The sequence below is a fragment of the Algoriphagus faecimaris genome (genome assembly GCF_900101705.1).
Classification (GTDB): Bacteria; Bacteroidota; Bacteroidia; order Cytophagales; family Cyclobacteriaceae; genus Algoriphagus; species Algoriphagus faecimaris.
In genome coordinates this window covers 74,827-97,955 of sequence record NZ_FNAC01000011.1, presented here as the reverse complement: position 1 = coordinate 97,955, position 23,129 = coordinate 74,827, and the positions used below count along the sequence as shown (strand labels likewise).

Below are 23,129 nucleotides of genomic sequence, written 5' to 3'. Positions count from 1 at the left end.
ATTGCCAAAATTTTACTTCTCTATGCTATGTTTTTTTATGTGAAAAGATTCTTGTCTCAAATGCTTTTCAGAAGAAAATAACCTATCGAGCCAGTTGGATCTTTTGATATTCTTTTTGGATTCCCCAAGAAATCTCCATGGTGTAGATTCCGGGACGTTGAGTCTGAAGCCATTCTTGGACGTAATTGCCCATTAGCTCTACTTTGTCCACTCGAATGACCGTGTGCTGACCTGACATCGCAATAAGCCTTACGAGAACGGGAACGTCTTGATATGCCTCTTGGCTAATCAGCTCAATAGTTAAATTTGCGCCATTGGTAGGGTTAGGATAGGTTTTCCAGGCGGTTACGCCTTGAAGGGAGGATACTTTAAGGGCTTTGGTCTGACTATAAGTCTCTTTATTGTCAAAGTCTACCTGCTTGATTCTATAAAAAACATTTCCACCTGCGGCAGGAAGGCTTTTATCTACAAAATAATATCCGGTCAATTGATCAGAAAAACCAGCTGCATCAACTGTTCCTATAGATTCCCATGATTTGACATCGTTGATAGATCGTTCTATTTCGAAATACGAACTGTTCCATTCCTTGGCGGTGGACCAGCTGATTTGTCCAGATCTATTGGATGAGACGAGTTCGACTTTGAACTCGGCAAACTCAATCGGTAAAATTCTACATCCCCCGTAATATGCCGGAGAAGGTCCAATATTCATTCTTGCAAAACTGAGGGGAGGAAAAGCACCTTCTTTATTTCCGTCTGTTCGATCATTGCAGATAATTAATGAGCTTCTATCCAAAACAGAAATACTTCCCGAGTTTTCAGGTTTATTAAGGTCTCCTTTTACCAAAACATCTGCTTCACCAGAAACTTGCAAATCTGCTCCTCCACCTTTCAAGGTGAGGTCTGATTCAAATGTGGCAAATCCTAAAATTTTGATGCTTGCGCTTCCTTCAAGAGTGCTTTTGCCACCCACCAAAAGATTGCCATTAGATTGAAGTTGCGCATTGCCGCTTAGGGTCACTGACCCCTCAAAGTTGATGTTCCCATTAGAGATTATGGGGGTACTAGATCGTATTGTAGATGTTCCATTTACCTTGAGAAATCCTTGTTCACCTATGTTCAATGAGGCTGAGCCCGAAAAGTCAAAGTCTTTTTCTACCAGTAGATTTCCTTTAAGTAGGGTTGATGTACTTCCGCTAAGTTGAAAGCTTTCAACTTCACCTAATGCGCCCTCAAAGATTTGTAGAGAATTAGAATTAGAGCCGGTGTTGCTTAAAGTTTTGGTGGAAAAAGCGCCCGAAAGTTTTACGTTTGAGTTACTTCCAGATAGTTTGAATTCATTTTTTACTTGTATGCTGGAAGAGGCATCTAATTCTATGACCCCTCCGTTTCCTGCTGTGGATAAATTGTTTCTTAAAATGACTTTTCCACCATTGATTACTTTCAATTGGGCACCAGTACTAATTTCTAAATCAAAAGCTTCCAAGGTGCCACCGTCCACGGTGAAGATTACACCACCGAAGGAATTTCCGGAGAGTGTGATTTTTTGATCGGAAATGAAATTTAGTAACCCTTCTGAATTTATTGTAAGGCTTTTGAATTGCTGTGAAAAATCATTTTTTCCGGATTTACTTACTGAATGTTTGATGAAGACTTCCACAGGGCAATCAGTCTTGAATTTATCAGTCTGTGGGATCTTATTTGCTGCTTCACCACCTTTTCCTTTTGATGGCTCTTCACAATTGTTCTCTATGTTCCAAACACTCTCATTATCCCAGTCACCCTGACTGCGAGTGGCATAGTTCTGAGCAATTCCGACTCCGGCAAAGCCGAGCCAGAAAAGAAAGATGAGAAATATTTGATTTTTCATGCAGTAAAATTAACCTGCAAAAAAGTATATTCAAAATACAAAAATAATAATATGAAAAGAATCGGATTCTTTTTGATATTTAGCAAAAGCCAAGAATATTTTGATTAGGGCTGATTTTTGATCAAATGAAGAATAAAATTCTTTAAATAATGGAGGTAAAAATATAAAATTTCAAAAATATTGAATTAAGCTCTATAAATAGCTTTTATGTGTCTTTATGCACATAAAGGGGCATTGCTACTCCATCGGATTCAATTGAGCAATAATTAACGAACGAAGATTTTAATGTTCTCTGAATAAGCTTCAGAAGAAAGGTGTAGAAAGTAAAGTCCTGCTTTTTGATTTTTCAGGTATTCATTTAGTTGGCTTTCTACTTGTTCCAAACTGTTGGCAATAAAATCACCTGCGGAAATACCGCTAGAGTCGCTTATCTTGAATGCAATAGCTTGATCTTGACCAATATGGTTTTCCAATTGCACTAAGTGAACATAAGTGCCAGCTTCACTTGGATTTGGATAAAGTCTCCAAGTAGAATTTCCTGATACCGGGGCTACTTGAATAGCTAGTGTTTTGCTGTAAGTGTATTTGCCGTCAAGGTCTACCGATTTCAATCGATAAAATAGACGACCTCCAGTTATCGGAAGTTTCTCGTCTAAGAAGCTGTAGGCTGTGGCTAGGTCTGAGTATCCTACAGAATTTATATTGCCGATTTTCTCCCAGTTTTCTATTCCATTTTGAGCTCTTTCTATTTCAAAATGAGAGTTTTCCCATTCTTTAGCTGTAGCCCATTCTATTTTGGTTATTCGATCCTTTGGTTCAAGCTCTGCTCTTAAATAAAGAAACTCCACAGGGAGAATCCTGAACGAAACGCTGATCTCAACCACCCCGTCCCCACCATTACCCCCGCGATTTATTCCGCCGCCGCCGCCGCCTCCATTGGATGCGTTTGAGGCATTGCCAGTACTTCCAGATGTTCCTCCATCTCTACCTTGGCCTAGAGAATAGTTTTGTCCACTAGCTCCTGAGGCAACTCCACCTCCACCACCGCCAAAGCCGTCTATTCCAGCTCCTCCATCTCCTCCTCTTGCCGTTGGTGGAGATAGATTTGTAATACCTGAACTTCCGTTTCCTTGGGCACCTCCGCCACCTCCTCCAGCTAATAAAGGTTGAGAATTATTACCATTGCCATTTCCGTTGCCATTACCATTGGATCTTTCTATACTATTTCCGTTTCCTCTTAAAGTTCCCGAGCCACTATTTCCTCCTGGAGCGCCATTACCTCCATTTCCGCCTGCCCCTCCTCGGGCACTAAATCCGTTAAATATTGTGGTTTGTCCATCTCTTCCTGAATTATTTGTGCTGCTACCACCAGCCCCTCCTTGACCGATATAGCCGGTTAATACTGCTCCCTCTAAAGCTTCTATTCGAAGCGAACGAACTTCGCCACCACCGCCACCACCAGCTCCATTTCCTCTTCCACCACCGCCTCCTGCTCCTACAATAATTACTTCAAGATCAACCAAGACCTCATCTCCAGGACTTAAATCAGGTCCGGAGTAAGTGGGTACCGTAAAGGTAAAATTGCCACGTGTAGTGATCCTCTCTATGGTTTGACTCTTGACTACCTTTATGTTAATCAAGACTAAAAGGGAAATCGAAGCAAACAGGATTAGCCGCCTAGTCTTTGCAGGCTCTGCAAAGGAGAAAGTAAACTTGTTTGTGAATGAGATCATAATTCAATACGGATCAAATGAAGATCATGACAATAGTTTGGTCTGTCTCCGATTTTCTCAAAATCAGTTCTGAGAGACTTAAAAGACCTAGTCTTTAGATTCGATTTTGTGGGCCTGAGCGGATTTTGAATATTGCTCTCTGAAATACAAAATAAAGTTTGGCTGTAAGGATTTTTTGAATGCATTTTTAGAGACAATTTTTTGACATGAATTACCAGTTTTGAAATGATGATCATTGCATGTTTGATGTTTAGCGTTTTCATGTATTCAAAATGCAAAAATTTCTATTTAAACAAATTTTATTCTGTATAAACTTGAAATTATGCCTCTAAAGTATGTTTTATTAAATAAAAAACAAATATTATTTCAAAAAAAGAGAGTCCCTAAGGTCTCTCTATTTGATGTTTATGATGAAAATTTGAGAAAAGAAGTCCTATTTCCGAATAATTTTGATTACGTCGACACCTTCTTTTGATTGGATTTCGAGGAGTATTACTCCAGGGGAGGACTGCTGAATTTCAGAAGATAATTTTGCATTAAGTTCTTCAAGACTTTTCGTACTATAAAAAATGTCTTTTGTGTATTTCCCAATTAGCCTTACTTTAACCTCTCCCAATTTTGAAAAATCTGTTTCAATTGGTTGGATTTTAAATTCTCCACCAAAGGTTGGATTGGGATAGACGTGCCATTTCTTGTGGCTTGCTTGGGCCTTTGGGAGCTCTACTCTGCTAAGTTCTGAGTAGGAATAGCCTTCATTTGAATCGATTGATTTGATCCTATAGTAAATATAGGTCCCTGAAAGTGGGAGGTAATTATCGCTGAACTGATAAGCATTAAAGTCATCTTCAATGGTGGAGGGAGTAATGTCACCGATTTTGATCCATTCACTTATTCCACCAACTGATCTTTCAATTTGAAATTGAGTTGTATTTTTAGCATTATAGGTAGCCCATTCCACATTTACTTTTCTTGCTTCTTTGATCAGTTGGGTTTGGAGATAGGCCCATTCAAGTGGTAAGACTACTCCATTTAAGACCTCACAGAGTGAATTTAATTGTATCTCGCTAGTCCACGAGATATTTCCAGAACTACCGGGGATAGGAGGGTTTCCATTTTCACATAAATCACTTCCTTCACCAGTCCAGCCATCGATTACCAGTCCACCAGAGCCTATGTTGATGTCAGCATCTCCAAAACTCAGCGTCGCGTTGGGACCCTGCAAATCGATAATGACATTGTCAAAATTAAAATCATTACGATCTTGAGGGATATCTTTTTGGTCAAAAACAATTGAACCTCCATCCTCTACACAGATCCGAAGATTGGAAAGTTCAGTAATATATACCAATCTCAAAATAGAGCCACTACCAACCACAATACATCCATCACTTATCGTAAATCCAGGTTCATCTCCATTATTATCGCGGTCAAGTGTGAGATCGGCACCATTTGAAAGAATTATACCGCCCAGATTGAAATCTGTGGCTGTCCAAGTGTAACTCACGTTATTTCCTGAGAATTTTGGAATCTGCCCTTGGGTAAAATTTGTAGATCCGCCGTTCCATTTGGTTGAATTTAACCCTCCATTTGAATTGGTTTTATCGTCAAGCGAAGTGTTGCTAGAGGTATATGTCCTTGGGGTTCCGCATTCAGCACATTGTGCTTTTGCAGGATTTTGTGTTCCACAGGAGAATAGTAATCCTCCGAGGAGAATAAAATATAAGAAGACTTTTTTCAAGGGTGACGATTGATGGGTGATCAATAACAATCTGCTAACAAATTAGCGACCAGAAAGTTGCAAAACCCCATATCAACTGCAAAAATTATTTTATAAACTACAAAAAACAAAAAAGCCCTCGATTCTAAATAAGACCGAGGGCTTTCTCTATTTGTATTTTTTAACCGTTCATACTGATTAAAAACTCAGCATTATCGCGGGTACCTTTCATTCTATTTAACAAGAATTCCATTGATTCCTGAGAATTCATATCACTCATCAGTTTTCTTAGAATCCAGACGCGCTGCATCTCTTCTTTGTCCATGAGTAGGTCTTCTCTTCTAGTACCTGAACCTAGGACATCGATAGCAGGGTAGATACGTCTGTTGGCCAACTTACGATCTAGCGCAAGCTCCATGTTACCTGTTCCTTTGAATTCCTCAAAGATCACTTCGTCCATTTTAGAACCTGTCTCTACCAGCGCAGTAGCTATTATCGTCAGAGAGCCTCCGTTTTCTACATTTCGGGCGGCGCCAAAGAATCGCTTAGGTTTATGCAAAGCATTAGCATCCACACCCCCGGAAAGGATTTTTCCAGAGCTAGGCACTACTGTATTGTGTGCTCGGGCTAATCGGGTAATGGAATCCAAAAGGATCACTACATCATGGCCCACTTCCACCATTCGCTTGGCTTTTTCCAGAACGATATTGGAAACTTTCACGTGTCTATCAGCAGTCTCATCAAAGGTGGAGGAAATTACCTCTGCGTTGACGGATCTTGCCATATCTGTCACTTCCTCCGGACGCTCATCGATGAGTAATATCATCAAATGAACTTCTGGGTGATTTCTTGTAATGGCATTGGCGATTTGCTGAAGAAGAACGGTCTTACCCGTCTTGGGCTGGGCTACGATCATTCCACGCTGACCTTTACCGATAGGTGCAAACAGGTCTAAAATCCTAGTGGAGTAGCCATCCGGCTTGGTGGATAGATTCAGTCTTTCCTCAGGGAAAAGCGGTGTCAAGTACTCAAAAGGTACTCTATCTCTGATTTCGTCTGTAGTCTTGCCGTTTACTGTCCCAATTTTTAAAAGGGCAAAATATTTTTCGCCTTCTTTTGGAGGTCTGATAGATCCTTTGATATGATCTCCTGTCTTTAGTCCAAATAATTTGATTTGACTGGGAGAAACATAAATATCGTCGGGAGAAGCGAGGTAATTGTAATCAAGAGAGCGAAGGAACCCGTAGCCTTCAGGCATCATTTCCAAAACCCCTTCATTTTCGATGATTCCATCAAATTCCCTTGGGCTGACGTATGGTTTTTTCCTGTTGGAGGGAACCGTCTCGGCAGTTGGGGCTAGGATTTCGTCTTGCGACTTGAAGTTCTTCCTTTTTGGAAGTTCTATTTCTGGTTCAGCTTTAGGCTCTTTCTCGGTAGGGGATTCTTCTGTAGATTCAGTTGGCACGTTGACCTCCTCAAAAATTTTCTTTCTTGGTCTAAAAGTTTTAGCCTCTTCTTGAGCTTTTGGAGCTTCTTTTTTAGGCTCCTCTTTGGCTTTTGCTTCTACCTTTGGTCTAGGCTCGGGCTTTTTTGGCCTTTCTTCGGCTTTAGGCTTAGGCTCTTCTTTTGGCTTTTCTACAGGAGCTGCTGCTTTGGGCTCTTCTGTGATTTCAGTGACGTTTTGGCGTCTGAATTTTGGTTTGAATTCAGGCTCTTCTTTTTTTGCGGTATTCTCAGAGGGAGCTTTTGGAGCAGGTTTTTCACTGGTTTTTGGAGCTTCCTCTGATCCTTGCACTTCGGTTACCGAAGGTTTTTTCTTAGGCAATGCCTGTTCGGGGGTGATGGCTTGTTGATCTAAAATCGCGTAGACGAGTTCGTCTTTTTTGAGCGATTTAAAGTTTTTTACGCCCAGCTCTTCGGCGATTTCCTTCAGTTCAGATAAAAGTCTGATTCTGAGTTCTTCTATGTTGTACATAAAGAGGGAATGTAATAAATGATTTTTTGAATAAAATGCGGTATATGGAATCGTGGATGATTTTCTGAGCAAAAAAGGTCTGCAGGAAAAACTCAAGTCAAAGTGGGCTGACTTGCTCATTCACGGTGATTGCACAATATTAGGTCTTCTGACTGTATTTCGCAAATTTTGTTTCTATTATCACTAATAAATTTAATGCCGTTGAGATCAATTCATTAATTGTCTTAATATGGCCATGCATTTCCAGCTTTGGGAAGTTCCCAATTGTTCGCTGTAAAACTCCAACAGGTAGTCCAGGAGTTTTCTGCGAATCTGAATTCCTGGGTTGAAACTGCAGGCGTAAGAATCATTCATCAAATGCTTGAGGTAATCAAAGGCAAGGACAAATTCATCACCCTTGAATGCCAATGTTTTGCTTTCATCTATATACTCTTGAGGGTCTTCAGGCCCAAAGCCCAAAAACTTGGCTTGCTCGATCAAAAATACCTGGGGAAAATGACGAAGACTTTCTGCTGATCGATCCAAAAGAAGCAAACTTTCTTTTAGAAATTCGAAAAGGTATTCGTTTTGATAATTTTCATAAATGGATTTACCGATCACTTCTGCCATAAACATGGCCATCCCACTACGTTCAAAATTAAAGGGAATTTTTTGGAAAGGTGTGGCTAATTTGTATTCTGAAATTCGATGTAGCCCTTGGTTTTCTTTATCGTAAACCACAAGATCTAACAGGGTCATGGCTTGGAAAAGCGCTATTTTTGATTTTGCGCCCTGTGTTCTCACTCCGTTAATAATATAGGATTTGAGCCCTAGTTCTCTTGTGAAGATCTTGACTATGACACTACTTTCTTTGTAGCGAAGACAATTGATTACAATTCCTTCCGTCTTTTTTAGCATGGACTCAGGGTATGCAGAAGCTGGTTTTTCCTATTTTTGAACATTCTAATACCTTTGGCTTTAGCGTTTGTCTTCATAGAAACATTTTCTACATCTTGCCTCGTAGCTGTTTTTTTCTCCTAGCATCACTTTTTGTTTGGAGTCCGAGAGCCGAAATGAAAATGCTGCCAAGTCACCGCATTTCATGCAGATAGCATGGACTTTTGTAACGTATTCGGCAATAGCCATCAATTTTGGCATCGGTTCAAAGGGATTTCCCTCAAAGTCCATATCCAAACCAGCTAAAATTACCCGCTTTCCTTGGATAGCAAGCTTTTGAGAGACCGCTACAATCTGCTCATCAAAAAACTGCACTTCATCTATACCCACCACATCACAGTTGCCACTCAATAATAGAATGTCATCTGCAAAATTTACCGGAGTGGATCGGATGTAATTTTCATTATGAGAGACTACATTCTCCTCATGATAGCGCTTATCCACCGAAGGCTTAAATATTTCCACCTTCTGCCGAGCAATCCGGGCACGATTGAGCCTTCGGATGAGCTCTTCTGTTTTCCCCGAAAACATCGATCCGCAAATCACTTCGATTTGCCCCTTTTGATAAGGAGAGGAGTTTCTATTGATAGCTGGCTCAATAAACATAACTTATTCGCTGTATTCTAAATGGGGAAACTTATTGATTTCGGCAACTCGGATTCTAATCTCCCCTTTATCCAAAGTAGATTGACAGGAAAGGCGCTCTTGTGGTCCAAGGCGCTTCTGTTTAAAATAATTGGTCTCTCGTTCATTAGGTTCGCTGAGATTTTCCAAACCCTCCACCACAATCATTTTGCAACTGGTGCATCGGCCCTTTTTGCCACAGGCATGCATCCAGTCGATTCCGTTTTCATGAATTAATTCAATAACTTTACGCTTACTTGCCGTCGAATTAATTGTACGATTAAATAGGTTTTCAATGACTATTCTCGGCATTTGTTCGTTTACTTTTCTAAAACATCACCTAAGCAATGACAGTCCAAATTAACAGCAATTATTTAGAAAATTACGCCAAAAACTTCGCTTCTATTGCTTGCGATCGATATTATACAGATAGGCAGTTTATTACAGGCCAGGATATTGTACAGCTGACTTCAGCAGTGCAAGTCAATTTTTTTGTCATCCAACGGCTTTTTGAACTCTGGCAAGAAGAGCTCGAGAAGTTAAAATCCAATCCTTACTTCGATTATCGGGATATCGCTGTACATGAGTCTCTCACTCAATTTATGAACGTGCTCTCCAGAAGGATAAAAGTGGAGCGCAAGCATCTTGAGCCTCTTTTAGTCACCGCAGTCAAAAGTGCCATTCGATTAGCTACCGACCCGGTGGCGTATTATCAGTCAGAAATTGACAAGGCTCCTTTAGAAAAAATCAATGTGTATCTCAAAGAAAATAAGAAGTACTATAAATGGCATACTTCAGTGGTTTCCTTTTTGATAGATAAGACCGGTTTTGGTCATGAGTCCATCAATTATAAAAAAGCAATTGCTACCAATTTCCAAGCTGTCAATGAAAGTCTAGAGTCTGTTAATTTACTTTTGGCAACTTTAGGAGATGTTTTGGCATTTGATTTAGACTCTTATTTGGTAAAAGAATCTGAAATACTCGAGGAGACCCAACCGGAAGAAGTTAAGCCCAGCGAATCCACTTCCTTTTTTGATGAAGTGAGTGATGAGGAGTCTCCTGCACCTGCGGTAAAAACAGTGGAGGCACCAGTCTCCAAACCCGCCGTGGAAGTCCGTGAATTCCAGAGAGGGCCTCTGATAGCTGATGATTTGAAGGTGAAATTTTCGGTAGAGTCTTATAGAGGAATGAAAGCTATTCTGGGAGATTTGTCTGATAGTCTTGCTATCAATCAGCGATTTATGTTTACTAAGGAGCTCTTCGATGGCAATTCGGATTTGCTTAGCCATGCTCTAAAATCAATTGATGATTGCAGCAGTTTTGATCAAGCTATTGAACTAGTTAATCAGCGATATGTTTCAGAGTTGGAATGGGATGCCAACTCTGAAGTAGTGCATGAGTTTGCTCAGTTGATCTACAGAAAATTCTCAGATTAAAACCAAAAAATATTGATCAAAGCGAGGCTGTCTCAAGAGTGAAATTTGTCACATTGAGCACTTGAGAGCCGAGAGTCTCGAAATCGAAAAGTCGGCCGATACGATAGAAATGACCTTCGTACTGCCCAACTCTCGTTGGTCAGATGCTCTGTACACTAGAGCGATTTAAGAGACAGCCTCTTTTTTGAGAGCACTACTTAAACCTTCCTAATTGCTGCGTTCGGGAAGAGTCTAATTTGACAAAGATGAAAAGTAAGATGGTAAAAGCCCAAAGCGAAGACCCTCCGTAGCTGAAAAAGGGTAATGGAATGCCCACCACCGGGAAGAGTCCTACAGTCATGGCGATATTTATCATAAAATGGAAAAGCAATATCGAAATCACAGCGTAGCCATAGACTCTGGAAAAGCGGTTTTTTTGACGCTCTGCCATGATCACCAATCGAATGAGTAAGGTTACAAAAAGAGAGATGATGACAAAACTACCAGTCCAACCAAATTCTTCCCCCATCGTGCAGAAAATAAAATCGGTATGCTGCTCCGGGACAAAGTCAAACTTGGTTTGGGTTCCCTCAAGGTAGCCTTTTCCGAAAAGTCCACCTGAACCGATGGCGATTTTGGATTGAGTCACGTTCCAACCTACCCCCAAAGGATCCAAATTGGGATTGAATAATACCATAATTCGATTTTGCTGATGAGTGGGAAGCTTCGAAACGACATAGTCTATACTATAGCTATATGCGATAAGGCCTACACCGATCAAGGAAAAAACGATTGTTTTTTGCCAGGATTTTTTCCCAAGGAAAATTAAAAACAAGACTATAGCTATAATCCCTCCAGCCAGATAGAGATTGTTTTCTATGCCCAATGATAATAGTGTCAAGGCGATAAAGCCGAATCCCAAAATGTAGTATCGCTGCGGAAATCCTTCTCGATAAAACATCAATAGCAAAGAGAAATAAACCATAGCCGTACCGGTATCCGGCTGTAGAAGAATAAGAGCCACAGGGAGTAACAGCACTCCAAAAGCAATTAACTGATCTTTGGTTTTGGTGAGGTCAAATGTAGGGCGCTCCATGACTTTGGCCAAGGCCAATGCAGTGGCTAGCTTGGCAAACTCACCCGGCTGAATTCGAAATGACCCAAATCCTATGGATAAGACCTGACCATTAACTTCCTTGCCTATAAATGGTGTAATTACCAAAAGCGCAATAAAAAAGAGATAGATAAAAAGAGATAGATTTTCAAAAAAACGGTAATCTGCCACCATGATTAAAATGATCAAAACGACAGAAATCCCAATTCTAACGAGCTGCTGTCCAGAGTTGATTGACATATCAAACATGCTCTGAGGAGCCTGACTATCGTATACGGCTGCATAGATATTAAACCAGCCTATAATAACCAGTGCAAAATAAATGACTACCACTAGCCAATCTACTCTGTTGATATGTACATCAGAATCGCGCATTAATTTTTGAAGTTTCCAACCAAAACATACTCCTCTAGGGCTTGACGGTTGATGCTTCCCCTTAGGTACTTTTCAATCATTAAAGAGGCTGTACTAGCGGCAGCTCTTCCTCCCCACCCAGCATTTTCTACGTAGACGGCAATGGCTATTTTTGGATCATCTTTTGGAGCAAAAGCTACAAATACGGAGTGATCCTCACCATGTGGATTCTGGGCAGTTCCGGTTTTTCCAGCCACTACGATGTCTTGGATGATGGCTCTTGCCGCCGTACCATAGAGTGCCTCAGCCATAGCGTCTTGAATCATATCGAAATGGTGGGCGTCTACTCCTACATCTCTTTTGATTCTGAATTTCTCAGGGATTTGATTAGGGTCTCCATTGACTGCTTTGACCAAATGAGGCGTGTAGAAATACCCTTTATTTGCAAATATGGCTGCTAAATTAGCCATTTGGATAGGCGTAACCTGAAGTTCTCCCTGACCTATAGACAAGGAATAGATCGTGGAATACTTCCATCGACCCTCTCCATAAAACCTGTCATAAAGCTTGCTCGAGGGAACGTCTCCACCTAGCTCGCCGGTAATATCCACACCCAATGAAGTGCCTAGACCAAATTTCATCACTTTTTCTCTCCAGTCGTTGAGACCGATTTCAGTATCCTTATAAGTGTTGGAGGAAATTTCTCTGTTGATGATTTTTCTAAAAGCCTGATGGTAATAAGGATTGCAGGAGTTTCTGATCGCTCCGAATAGATTGACTGGTGAGGGATGATTATGACAAGCTACGAGAGATCGGTTGCAAGCGAAAGTAGTTTCGGGAGTTAAAATCCCGTCCTGCAAACCAATCAAACTCTGCACTACCTTAAAAATAGATCCAGGTGGATATTTGGCCATGATGGGTCTATTGAATAGCGGCTTAGTTTCCATTCGGTTTAGTGCAGTGTAGGTTTTCCCAAACTCTGAACCGGTAAGTTGATTTGGGTCGTAGAATGGAGCCGAGATCATCGATAATATTTCCCCTGTTTTTGGCTCTATGGCTACAACAGAGCCGGTTTTTCCAGCCATCAGCATCTCACCATATCGCTGCAGCTCCATGTCAATGGTGGAGGTAAGATTGGTTCCGGCTACAGAGGCTGTATCGTATTCCCCGTCTTTAAACGGCCCTTTGTCTACCCCTCTGACATTGACCATTTTGTATTTTACTCCTTTTCTTCCTCTTAGGACTTGCTCATAGTAGCGTTCAAGGCCACTCAGGCCCACATAATCTCCCTGTGAGTAGTAGTTGGTGGTGTCATTTTCCAGTTGGCGTGCATTAATCTCACCGATGTAGCCCAAAGCATGCGAAGCTACAGGTTGGGGATAGGCACGCACAGATCTAGTCATCACGAAGAGACCCGGATAATCAATCAAGTAATCTTGAATCCGAGCAAAATCAGTGGTTGAGATTTGCTTGATAAGTGGAGAGGGTTTTACCCAAGAATACTTTTTGGCTGCATTATAGGCTTCGATCAAGTTTTCTTTACTGATCCCAAAAAGCTCCAAAAATCGGGTAGTGTCACCGACTTCAAATTCTTGGGGAACAAGCATCAGGTCAAAAATCGGATTATTATAGACCAAAAGTTTTCCGTTACGGTCGTAAATCAGTCCTCTGTAAGGATGGTCGACGACTCGCTGCACGGCGTTTCGTTCGGCTCTTTTCATAAAACTATCGTCTACTACTTGGATAGAAAATAGCTTGATCAAAAGAATCAAACCTACCGAGAAAATAAAGATGATAATGACTACCGGTCTTTGATCGTTCATCAGATTCTTCTCTTTCTTTTAAAGAACAGCAATTGTACAAGTATAGCCAAAAGCATGCTGAAAATAGCGGAGAATAAACTTTTATTCAACACCCCAAACAACCCTCCTGTACCCCACTGATCGATCGTGAAGAATAGTAAAGAATAGATAAAAAGAAGTGGAAAAGAATAGCTTAAATACCAACTGATACCCATCTCCTGAATATCCGGGTGCACCGTGTCGTCATATCCTCCTGTGGGGCTAATTGCCTTCAGCCATACAGGTCTCAGAAAACCTATCAACGTAGCTGAAGCGGCATGCATTCCCAAACTATCATAAAAAATATCAATGACTAGGCCCAGACCAAAAGCCACAAATAAAAGGGTGGTTTTATTGATACTTATCGAGAGATCCAGAATCAAAAGCAGGTATAAAAAACCCATAGCTACCCCAAAAAGCGCCAGGTTCTTCAATAACAAAACCTGAACAGCCATCAGGATGATACCTGTAAATATAAAAGTGATCAGGGACCTAATATTCATTTTCTATTTCTGCTTCTCGATAGAGTGAATCGAGTTCTTTTATCTGATTGTTTTCGACTAGGTAGACGTAATTAATCTTGCTGAAGTCAGTGCTCAATTCGACAGTGATATCCAAATAGTTTTGATCTGATCCTGGATTGATTTGCGTGATAATGCCCACCTCGATACCCTCTGGAAAAATCGCATTGTATCCAGAAGTAACAACCGTATCTCCTGCTTGAGCAGTCACATGTCTCGGCACGTAGAGCATTTTGACCTCTTTTGAGTTTTTACCGTCCCAATTTATAGACCCGTAAACATCAGAAGATTTGATTTTGGAAGAGACCAAAAGCCCCGTATTCAAAACAGATATAGCTACAGCGTAATTTTTTGAGACCGACTTGATTCTGCCTACAATGCCCGAATGATTAAATACTCCCATTCCCGGCTTGATTCCTTGTGCTTCTCCTTTATCTATGGTCAGGTGATTTTGTGCATAGCGAAGCGTTTGACTGATCACCTTCCCGCTTTTGAAATCATACATTGCCACAAAGCTGCTATCCATAGAATCAGTCGATAAACTGTCTTCTTCTAGATTTACTTTCAGTCTAGCGAGCAGCTGTGCATTTTGCTCAAGGAGATCCTCATTAGCCTCAGCTAAAGAAAGGAAATCGCTGACATCTGATTGTGTCTTTAAGATAGACCCAAAGACTGCATTGGAAGAATTGAAGAAGGCTGCACCTTGAGGCGAATTGTTTGAGATGATTAGCCAAAGCGCCAGCATCTCCAGCAAAATAAATAAAAGAAAAGACCGGAGTCCGTATAGGAATTGGAGGATGCGTAGCATTCAGGCTTTAGGTCATCAAAACGGTTCTAAAATTATGTATGTTTTTCAGCGCAGTCCCAGTACCTCTTACCACTGCTCTTAGAGGATCTTCCGCAATGTGAATAGGGAGTTTTGTCTTTTGGTGTAGACGCTTGTCTAGCCCTTTAAGCAAAGCTCCACCACCTGTAAGATGGATGCCATTGTCATAAATATCAGCGGAAAGCTCAGGTGGAGCGATTTCCAAAGCTTTCAAAACAGCTTCCTCAATTTTTGAAACAGACTTATCCAGCGCAAAAGCAATTTCCGAATAGGAAACTTTGATAACCTTTGGAATCCCTGTCATCAGATCACGACCTCTTATTTCATAATCTTCAGGAGCTTCATCCAATTCAGTAAGCGCAGAACCGATAGCGATTTTCACTTTTTCAGCTGACCGCTCTCCGATAAGTAGATTGTGCTGTCTTCTCATGTAGTCGAGAATATCCTTGGTAAACGTATCCCCTGCCACACGGATGGATTGGTCTGCTACGATTCCAGAAAGAGCTATTAGTGCGATCTCAGTAGTACCACCTCCGATATCTACTATCATGGAGCCCATAGGTTTCTCTATATCTATTCCGATACCTATCGCTGCTGCTATGGGTTCGAATATCATATAGACTTCTTTGGCGCCTGCATGCTCTGCGGAGTCTCTTACGGCTCTTTTTTCTACCTCGGTGATTCCAGAAGGGATACAAATTACCATTCGGTGAGATTGGGGAAACATTCCTTTTTTCTGACCGGGAATCATTTTTATCAAGCCTCTAATCATCTGCTCGGCAGCATAAAAGTCGGCGATTACCCCGTCTTTAAGCGGACGGATGGTTTTTATATTTTCGTGCGTCTTTTCATGCATATTCATGGCCTCTCTGCCTACAGCCAAAACCCGGTTGTTGGTCTTGTCGATGGCAATGATAGAAGGCTCGTCGACGACGATCTTATCTTTATGAATAATCAGTGTGTTGGCCGTCCCTAAATCGATGGCTATGTCACTGGAGAAAAAATCAAATAATCCCATTTTAGATTGATTGGCTTTTGTAGTTGAGGTTTGTAGTTCAATAAATTATACGCAAGGTACACCTTATTAAACGGGGGTCGGCAAAATTATTATCTTCGAGGCAGAAATCGGAGAGAAAGTGGATATTTTTTGAGCTTTACCCCAAAGAAAATCAAGAAGGGCTTCAAATTAATTTTTTAGCAATCAAGCAGTTTAGGGGCAGGTGGGCATGTATTTGCATGATTATTCAATTTAAGGACCAATTGTTTTTCGATTAAAATTATTTTACCTTTGTGCCGTATTCGAAGTTTCTAGAGGGGACACCAAGTCCCCTCTTTCATTATGTATGCTATGTCTGATTTGCGATCTTTAATAGAAGAAATGGTTACTCGTCATCTTCCTGACGACAGCCATTTCCTAGTAGAAGTGAAGATATCCCCTAAAGGAGACCAATCACTTCTTAATATATTGATTGATGCGGATCAGGGTGTCACGATTGAAACTTGTGCAAAGATCAGTCGGGCGGTATCCAATGAGATTGAAGAGAAAAATCTCATAGACAATGCATATCGAATAGAGGTGTCTTCACCAGGGGTTGATTTTCCTTTCAGTGGCTCTAGGCAATATATGAAAAATATTGGCAGGGAATTGAAAGTATTTCTTGAAGATGGAAAAGAAATCAAGGGAAAGCTTTTGTCTGTAGGAGAGAAAGAATTTACTCTCCAGGTAAAGAAAAAAGAAAAAGGAAAGAAGGCCACCGAAGAGGAAGCTTCTTATGCATTTGAGGATGTAAAAAAATCAATTGTTCAAGTATCTTTTAAATAAATCAAATGGATGCCAAAGTCTTAATAGAATCCTTCGCTGAATTTGCGAGGTCTAAAAATGTGGATCGACCTACTATGATCCGTATTCTGGAAGATGTTTTCCGAGCGATGATTCGCAAGAAGTTTGAGACAGACGAAAACTTCGATGTGACGATCAATGCTGACCAAGGCGATTTGGAGATTTTCCGTATTCGGGAGATCGTTGACGATAATTCCGAGGATATTTGGGACTTTGATAAGATTAGTTTCTCGGATGCGCGGAAAATTGAGCCTGATTTTGAAATCGGCGAAGAAGTATATGAAAAGATAGAGTTGGAGGATTTTGGAAGAAGAGCTGTGCAAATGGCCCGTCAGACCCTTATCCAACGAATCAAAGATCTTGAAAAAGATTTGCTATTTAATAAGTACGAGGAGCAAGTAGGAGAGATCGTCACTGCTGAAGTATATCAGATTCTCGGCAGAGAAATTTTGCTCATCGATGGCGAGGGCAATGAGTTGATTTTGCCAAAAGGAGAGCAAATTCCTAAAGATAGATTCCGAAAAGGTGATAGCGTTAAGGCCATCGTGCACAAAGTAGACATGATGAATGGTACGCCAAAAATCATCCTTTCTAGAACCAGTCCTGTTTTCTTGGAGCGGTTATTTGAAAATGAAGTGCCAGAAGTATATGATGGCTTAATTACTATTGTCAAAATCGTCCGAGAACCGGGTGAAAGAGCCAAGGTAGCGGTAGAATCTTATGATGACCGTATCGATCCGGTAGGTGCATGCGTGGGAATGAAAGGGTCTAGAATTCATGCTGTAGTGAGAGAACTTCAGAATGAAAACATAGATGTCATCAATTATACCGAAAATCTGGACCTTTATGTGTCTAGGGCATTAAGTCCGGCTAAGGTTTCTTCTATCTCGGCCAATGAAGAAACAAAAAGAATTTCAGTCTATCTGAAGCCTGACCAAGTGTCGCTCGCGATAGGAAAAGGTGGATTCAATATCAAATTGGCAAGCCGATTGGTAGGTTATGAGATAGATGTATTCAGAGAGTTGAGTGAGACAGAAGAGGAAGATGTAGTCTTGGATGAATTCACCGATGAGATTGATGCTTGGATTATAGAAGAATTGAAAAAAACAGGTTTAGATACAGCAAAGAGTGTTTTGGCATTGTCCAAAGAGGATTTGCTAAGAAGAACCGAACTTGAGGAGGAGACAATCGACGAGATTTTCCGAATCCTCAAACAAGAATTTGAACAATAAGGGTTAGAAAGCCCTGAAAAATACCCAATTTTAAAATAAGATTTCGAAAGAGGTTTTTGCTTATGTCAGAAGAAAAAATGATGCGATTAGGCGCTTTGGCCAGAAAACTCAACGTGGGAACGGCAACCATTGTGGAGAGTTTGGCTAAAAAGGGCTTTGAAGTGCAGGATAATCCCAATTCCAAAATCAACATGGAGCAGGTAGAAATGTTGAACAAGGAATTTAAATCCTCCGCGCAGGAAAAAGAAGAGGCTTCCCATCTCTCGATAGGGAAACGTCATGAGACGGTGTCTTTAGAGCCAGAGCCAAAGCCCGAAAAGGCTCCTGAGCCAGCTCCTGCACCTCCTCCTCCAGTAAAAGAGGAGCCAAAACCTGCTGCCCCTGCTCCTGTAGAAGAAAAGAAAGAAGAGCTCAAGCCTGCTCCCGCACCTACTGCACCAGCTCCTGAAGCTGAGCCGGAAAAGGTTGCCCCAGAAGCTCCCAAGCTAGAAGGAATCAAAGTATTGGGAAAAATTGACTTGAGTAAAAAATCTACTCCAGCACAAAAGTCGTCTGCACCTGCGAAGGGTCAGCATCAGAAAGCACAGCAAAAACCCGCCGAACATAGATCACAAAAACCTCAGCAAAGAACTGAGAAGCCAGTCGAGAGACCTGCTAAAGAACAGCCGAAATCTACACCAAAGCCGCCTACTACTCCTTCGCCAGTAAAACCTGTGCAGGAGAGAAAGCAGGAAACTGAAAAGCCTGCTACTCCTGAGTCACAATTGATTTCTGCAAAAGCTGATTCACTCAAAGGATTGACAGTTTTGGGGAAAATCGAATTGCCTGCTGAAAAAAGCAAGAAAAAAGGTGGGCCAGTTGCCTCTTCTGACGAAAGAAATCGAGATAAGAAACGTCCTCGAAAACGTATCGATAAAGGTGGTAATCAAGGTAACCGAAATCAAGGTCAGCAAAGAGGAGGTCAACGGGGAGCACCTAGAAATGCTCAACCTAGAACACCTAAGGCTGAACCTACACAGAAGGAAATTCAAGATCAAATCAAGCAGACTTTAGCTAGACTTCAGGGGAATAAGCCTGGAGGAGGGAAAGGAAAAAGTCGAAGAGATAAGAAAGCGGAGAGAGATCGTGAAACCGAATTTGAAACCGAAGACAACAACAAGGTATTAAAGGTGACAGAATTTATTTCTGCCAATGACCTTGCTGCATTACTCGACGTATCGGTCAATCAAATCATCTCTACCTGTATGTCATTGGGGATGTTTGTATCTATCAATCAGCGTCTCGATGCAGAAGCAATTACCATTATTGCTGACGAATTTGGCTATGATGTAGAATTTACTAAATCCATAGAGGATGAGATCGTAGAAGAAGAGAAGGACGACGAGGATAACCTCCTTGATAGAGCTCCAATCGTCACCATCATGGGTCACGTCGATCATGGTAAAACCTCACTTTTGGATTACATCAGAATGTCAAAAGTAACCGAGGATGAAGCGGGTGGGATTACTCAGCATATCGGAGCATACGATGTGATGACCCAGACAGGGCATAAGATTGCCTTCCTTGATACACCGGGTCACGAAGCCTTTACTGCTATGCGTGCTCGAGGAGCTAAAATCACGGATGTTGCTATCATCGTGATTGCAGCGGATGATAATATCATGCCTCAGACCAAGGAAGCGATTAATCACGCGCAAGTGGCAGGAGTACCGATGATTTTTGCCATCAACAAAGTGGATAAGCCAAATGCTAATCCTCATAAAATCAAAGAGGAACTGGCAAATATGAATTTGCTGGTAGAAGAATGGGGTGGTAAATTCCAATCTCAAGATATCTCAGCAAAAACCGGTCAGGGTGTAGAGGAACTTCTGGAAAAAGTGCTCCTTGAAGCAGAGATACTTGAATTAAAAGCCAATCCAAATAAAAATGCTGTAGGAACTGTCATCGAGGCTTCCCTTGATAAAGGCCGCGGTTATGTGACTACAATTATGGTTCAAGCTGGTACCTTGAGAATCGGTGATATCATTCTCGCAGGTCAGCATCATGGTAGAGTAAAGGCCATGTTTGATCATAAAGGTAAAAAAGTCAAAGAAGCAGGGCCATCTACGCCAGTGCAGGTGCTCGGTCTGAGTGGTGCACCACAGGCGGGAGATACCTTCAAGGTATATGATTCTGAGCGTGAGGCCAGAGAGATTGCCAACTCAAGAGAGCAAATCCAAAGAGAGCAAAGCTTAAGAACCAAAAAGCATATCACTTTGGATGAAATCGGAAGACGATTGGCAATTGGAAGCTTTAAAGAATTGAATATCATCATCAAAGGTGATGTGGATGGTTCCGTGGAAGCCCTTTCTGATTCCTTGTTGAAGCTTTCTAAAGATGAGGTCAAAGTCAATATCATTCACAAAGGAGTAGGACAAATCTCCGAATCGGATGTTTTGTTGGCCTCTGCATCTGATGCAATCATTATAGGCTTCCAAGTAAGACCTTCTGCCAATGCCAAACGAGTAGCGGAGCAAGAAGAAATTGAAATCCGACACTACTCTATCATTTACGATGCAATCAACCAAATCAAGGATGCGATCGAAGGAATGCTAGAGCCTACCTTCGAAGAAGTCATCACTGGAAATATTCAAGTGAGAGAGGTATTCAAAATCTCTAAAGTGGGTACTGTCGCTGGTTCTTATGTGACTGATGGATTCATTACGAGAAAGAATAAAATCCGAGTGATCCGAGATGGAATCGTGATTCATGATGGTGAAATCGATCAATTGAAACGATTTAAAGATGACGTAGCCGAAGTAAAAGCAGGCTATGAATGCGGTATCTCAATCAAAAACTTCAACAATATCCAAGTGGACGATACCATAGAAGGATATGAGATGAAGGAGATTAAGCGAAAAAAATAAATAGTAATTAGAGGAGAAAAAGGAACGGCAGATGTCGTTCCTTTTTTAGTTTTGAGATATGCTAGAAGCAATACTTCTTCTTTTCTTGATTTTAGCTTGGCTTAGCCTACTCTTGCTTTTTGCCGGATTGATCCGACCGGTTTTAGTTTTATGGTTTTTGGACCGGATGAATCGGTTGAAAGTGATCAAAATTTATGGGTTATCTGTTTTACTTTTTATTGGAATTTATGTGATAATTAATTTACTTTCTGGGATATTATTTTGAATTTTGAACATGAATCAAAATACTGATTGATTTTGAAAAAAGTTTTACCCATAGTGCTCCTCCTTTGCTTTATGAGCTATCATTTTGGGTACTATCTTTTCTATTTTTCTCAAAAATACCAATTGGAAAGCAGCTGGCAGGATAAAATTTATGGAGTAGAAACCAATGAATGGGAAGAGCGCTTGCTGGAGATACCTCTAAGTGCTCCCTATATGGCTGATCAGGAGGATTTTCAAGCAACCAATACTCGATTTGAAAAGGAGGGGAAATATTATCGGGCTATCAAACAGCGGTATCAAAGTGACACCCTTCAGGTTATTTATGTACCTGATACTGCCAGAAAGACCTTGGAATCGACAGTATTGAAGTGGATATCAGTCCTGACTGATCAGGAATTTCCCGTGGAGGGGCAAAACTCAAATCAGCTTAAAGTCTTTGTCAAAGATTACCTGCAACTGGAGTTTCTCGATTTCCAGACCTTAACCATCACTTCCGATTTAAAGCATCAAGGGTTTACTTTTTCAGCTTACATGAGTCCTTATTTTCAATTAGAGTCCCCACCTCCACAGATTAGCTAAGCATTTTTTGGAACATGTAGCTGGCAGGATTTTTCTGTCCCAGCTCTGTTTTCCTACCCTGAGGACAAGGTTTAATCCCTGTTGTCCTCAATCCATTTCACTCTTCTTTCTGTGATTATCTCGATTTTCTTTGAGATCAAATCTGTGGAGTATGCGCTGTTTATTAGCTCAAACAGTCTACTTAACTCTATGGAATTTCGAAAAAGAATATCCAGATGAACAGTGGAGAGTGTGTTTTCTCAATACTATTACGCTAATCAAAAATGAAAAACATCATACTAATTATATTAATCGGGGCAGGGGCTTTCTTTAGCCCGAAAAGGTCATACAGTCAAGGCTGTGTGGCTATCCGTCAATTTTCTGGAATCGGCAATGCTGTAGGCCAGCTCAATGTACAGTCTAAGGGAGACTGGAACCTAAGCACTAATTATCGATATTTTAAAAGCTTCCGTCACTTCCGGGGTACTCATGAGGAGCCCAATCGCATCGAAGACAATACGGAAGTGATCAATTGGTCACATGGGGTGGATTTTAATATTGGATATTCCTTTACCGACCGGATTTATGGGTTGGTTTCTATTCCATTTGCCTATAATGAACGTAGCTCGCTCTATGAGCATGGTCGACAGTCTAGACATACCACTTATTCTGGAGGCTTAGCTGATGTTCGAGTTGGCGCGGGCTATTGGTTACTCTCTGGAGAAAAAGCAACAAAGGGTAATTTGGCACTCGGGCTAGGAGTAAAATTACCTACAGGAGACTACAATGCTGAGAGTACATTTTATAATGTAGGACCCAATGGTAGCTCTGAAATCCGCCCGGTCGATCAAAGTATCCAATTGGGAGACGGAGGTTTTGGGATTACACTAGAGTCTCAGGGATTAAAAGAGTTTAAACCTTCTTTGTTTGGCTATTACAATGCTTTTTACCTTCTCAATCCAAGAAACACCAATGGCACTTTGACCAATCGTTCCCGTCAGAGTGAGGCAATTATGAGTGTACCCGATCAATATGCGCTTCGCGCCGGCCTCTTTTATGGGATCAAAAGCATCCATGGATTGGGTTTTTCTCTTGGAGGAAGGTTGGAGGGGGTTCCCATCCGTGATGTGGTGGGAGAAAGTGACGGTTTTCGAAGACCAGGCTATGTGATTTCGGTAGAACCTGGGCTCAGCTATATGCTTGGCAATGTCACGGCCACTTTGAATGTGCCCGTCGCTTTGGTTAGAAATCGAACGAGAAGTCTGACCGACATCATTGAATCCACGCCTGACAATTTCCGCCATGGTGATGCTGCCTTTGCAGATTACTTGATCAATTTTTCATTGGCTTGGAGGATTCCTAAGAAGGTTCCACTGGTGTTTAATTCGTTGTAGCCAAGGTGA

18 protein-coding genes are annotated in these 23,129 nt (G+C 41.3%); 6 read left to right on the top strand and 12 right to left on the bottom strand.

Annotation, left to right across the window (positions count from 1 at the left end; translation table 11 throughout):
* Positions 1–82 precede the first annotated feature (82 nt).
* The 7 genes from BLQ57_RS07865 to BLQ57_RS07830 all read right to left on the bottom strand — a co-directional run bounded on the left by BLQ57_RS07865 (position 83) and on the right by BLQ57_RS07830 (position 9,167).
* Positions 83–1,870 carry a T9SS type A sorting domain-containing protein gene (locus BLQ57_RS07865; protein WP_087938728.1) on the bottom strand — a complete coding sequence of 596 codons (1,788 nt, stop codon included), beginning with the start codon at positions 1,868–1,870 and terminating at the stop codon, positions 83–85.
* 266 nt (positions 1,871–2,136) lie between these two features.
* A complete protein-coding gene (locus tag BLQ57_RS07860) occupies positions 2,137–3,603 on the bottom strand; it encodes a glycine-rich domain-containing protein (protein WP_087938729.1) in 1,467 nt (488 codons plus the stop codon).
* Positions 3,604–4,036: 433 nt separating this feature from the next.
* A complete protein-coding gene (locus tag BLQ57_RS07850; protein WP_139162689.1) occupies positions 4,037–5,341 on the bottom strand; it encodes a hypothetical protein in 1,305 nt (434 codons plus the stop codon).
* Between the two features lie 160 nt (positions 5,342–5,501).
* On the bottom strand, positions 5,502–7,295 hold the full coding sequence (gene rho / locus BLQ57_RS07845) for a transcription termination factor Rho (RefSeq protein ID WP_087938732.1): 1,794 nt from the start codon (positions 7,293–7,295) through the stop codon (positions 5,502–5,504).
* 207 nt (positions 7,296–7,502) lie between these two features.
* The gene (gene recO / locus BLQ57_RS07840; protein ID WP_087938733.1) at positions 7,503–8,192 is read right to left on the bottom strand and encodes a DNA repair protein RecO; all 690 of its coding nucleotides are present in this window, start codon (positions 8,190–8,192) and stop codon (positions 7,503–7,505) included.
* Between the two features lie 60 nt (positions 8,193–8,252).
* Positions 8,253–8,837 carry a thymidine kinase gene (locus BLQ57_RS07835; RefSeq protein ID WP_087938734.1) on the bottom strand — a complete coding sequence of 195 codons (585 nt, stop codon included), beginning with the start codon at positions 8,835–8,837 and terminating at the stop codon, positions 8,253–8,255.
* 3 nt (positions 8,838–8,840) lie between these two features.
* Positions 8,841–9,167 (bottom strand): 2Fe-2S iron-sulfur cluster-binding protein, encoded by a 327-nt coding sequence (locus BLQ57_RS07830; protein ID WP_087938735.1) that lies wholly within the window; start codon positions 9,165–9,167, stop codon positions 8,841–8,843.
* 35 nt (positions 9,168–9,202) lie between these two features.
* On the opposite strand from BLQ57_RS07830, the gene BLQ57_RS07825 reads away from it, so the two are divergent.
* Positions 9,203–10,291 carry a hypothetical protein gene (locus tag BLQ57_RS07825; protein ID WP_087938736.1) on the top strand — a complete coding sequence of 363 codons (1,089 nt, stop codon included), beginning with the start codon at positions 9,203–9,205 and terminating at the stop codon, positions 10,289–10,291.
* A gap of 193 nt (positions 10,292–10,484) precedes the next feature.
* Here the strand turns inward: BLQ57_RS07825 and rodA are convergent, their stop codons facing one another.
* The 5 genes from rodA to BLQ57_RS07800 are packed head-to-tail and all read right to left on the bottom strand — an operon-like array spanning position 10,485 to position 15,944.
* Positions 10,485–11,759, bottom strand: a complete 1,275-nt coding sequence (gene rodA, locus BLQ57_RS07820) for a rod shape-determining protein RodA (RefSeq protein ID WP_087938737.1) — start codon at positions 11,757–11,759, stop codon at positions 10,485–10,487.
* Entirely contained in the window at positions 11,759–13,561 is a 1,803-nt protein-coding gene (mrdA, locus tag BLQ57_RS07815) for a penicillin-binding protein 2 (RefSeq protein WP_087938738.1), read from the bottom strand. Before mrdA ends, rodA begins: the two co-directional genes overlap by 1 nt.
* Positions 13,561–14,082 (bottom strand): rod shape-determining protein MreD, encoded by a 522-nt coding sequence (locus BLQ57_RS07810; protein ID WP_087938739.1) that lies wholly within the window; start codon positions 14,080–14,082, stop codon positions 13,561–13,563. The genes mrdA and BLQ57_RS07810 overlap by 1 nt, the downstream gene beginning before the upstream one ends.
* A complete protein-coding gene (gene mreC, locus BLQ57_RS07805; protein WP_087938740.1) occupies positions 14,072–14,908 on the bottom strand; it encodes a rod shape-determining protein MreC in 837 nt (278 codons plus the stop codon). The genes BLQ57_RS07810 and mreC overlap by 11 nt, the downstream gene beginning before the upstream one ends.
* Before the next feature lie 7 nt (positions 14,909–14,915).
* Entirely contained in the window at positions 14,916–15,944 is a 1,029-nt protein-coding gene (locus BLQ57_RS07800; RefSeq protein ID WP_087938741.1) for a rod shape-determining protein, read from the bottom strand.
* A gap of 330 nt (positions 15,945–16,274) precedes the next feature.
* Between BLQ57_RS07800 and BLQ57_RS07795 the strand changes: the two genes are divergently transcribed.
* The 5 genes from BLQ57_RS07795 (at position 16,275) to BLQ57_RS07770 (ending at position 23,120) form a co-directional block, all read left to right on the top strand.
* Entirely contained in the window at positions 16,275–16,748 is a 474-nt protein-coding gene (locus BLQ57_RS07795; RefSeq protein ID WP_087938742.1) for a ribosome maturation factor RimP, read from the top strand.
* A gap of 5 nt (positions 16,749–16,753) precedes the next feature.
* A complete protein-coding gene (gene nusA, locus BLQ57_RS07790) occupies positions 16,754–17,998 on the top strand; it encodes a transcription termination factor NusA (protein ID WP_087938743.1) in 1,245 nt (414 codons plus the stop codon).
* Between the two features lie 62 nt (positions 17,999–18,060).
* Entirely contained in the window at positions 18,061–20,904 is a 2,844-nt protein-coding gene (gene infB, locus BLQ57_RS07785) for a translation initiation factor IF-2 (protein WP_087938744.1), read from the top strand.
* 297 nt (positions 20,905–21,201) lie between these two features.
* On the top strand, positions 21,202–21,747 hold the full coding sequence (locus BLQ57_RS07775) for a hypothetical protein (RefSeq protein WP_169712725.1): 546 nt from the start codon (positions 21,202–21,204) through the stop codon (positions 21,745–21,747).
* A gap of 263 nt (positions 21,748–22,010) precedes the next feature.
* A complete protein-coding gene (locus BLQ57_RS07770) occupies positions 22,011–23,120 on the top strand; it encodes a transporter (protein ID WP_087938747.1) in 1,110 nt (369 codons plus the stop codon).
* The last annotated feature ends 9 nt before the right edge of the window (positions 23,121–23,129 follow it).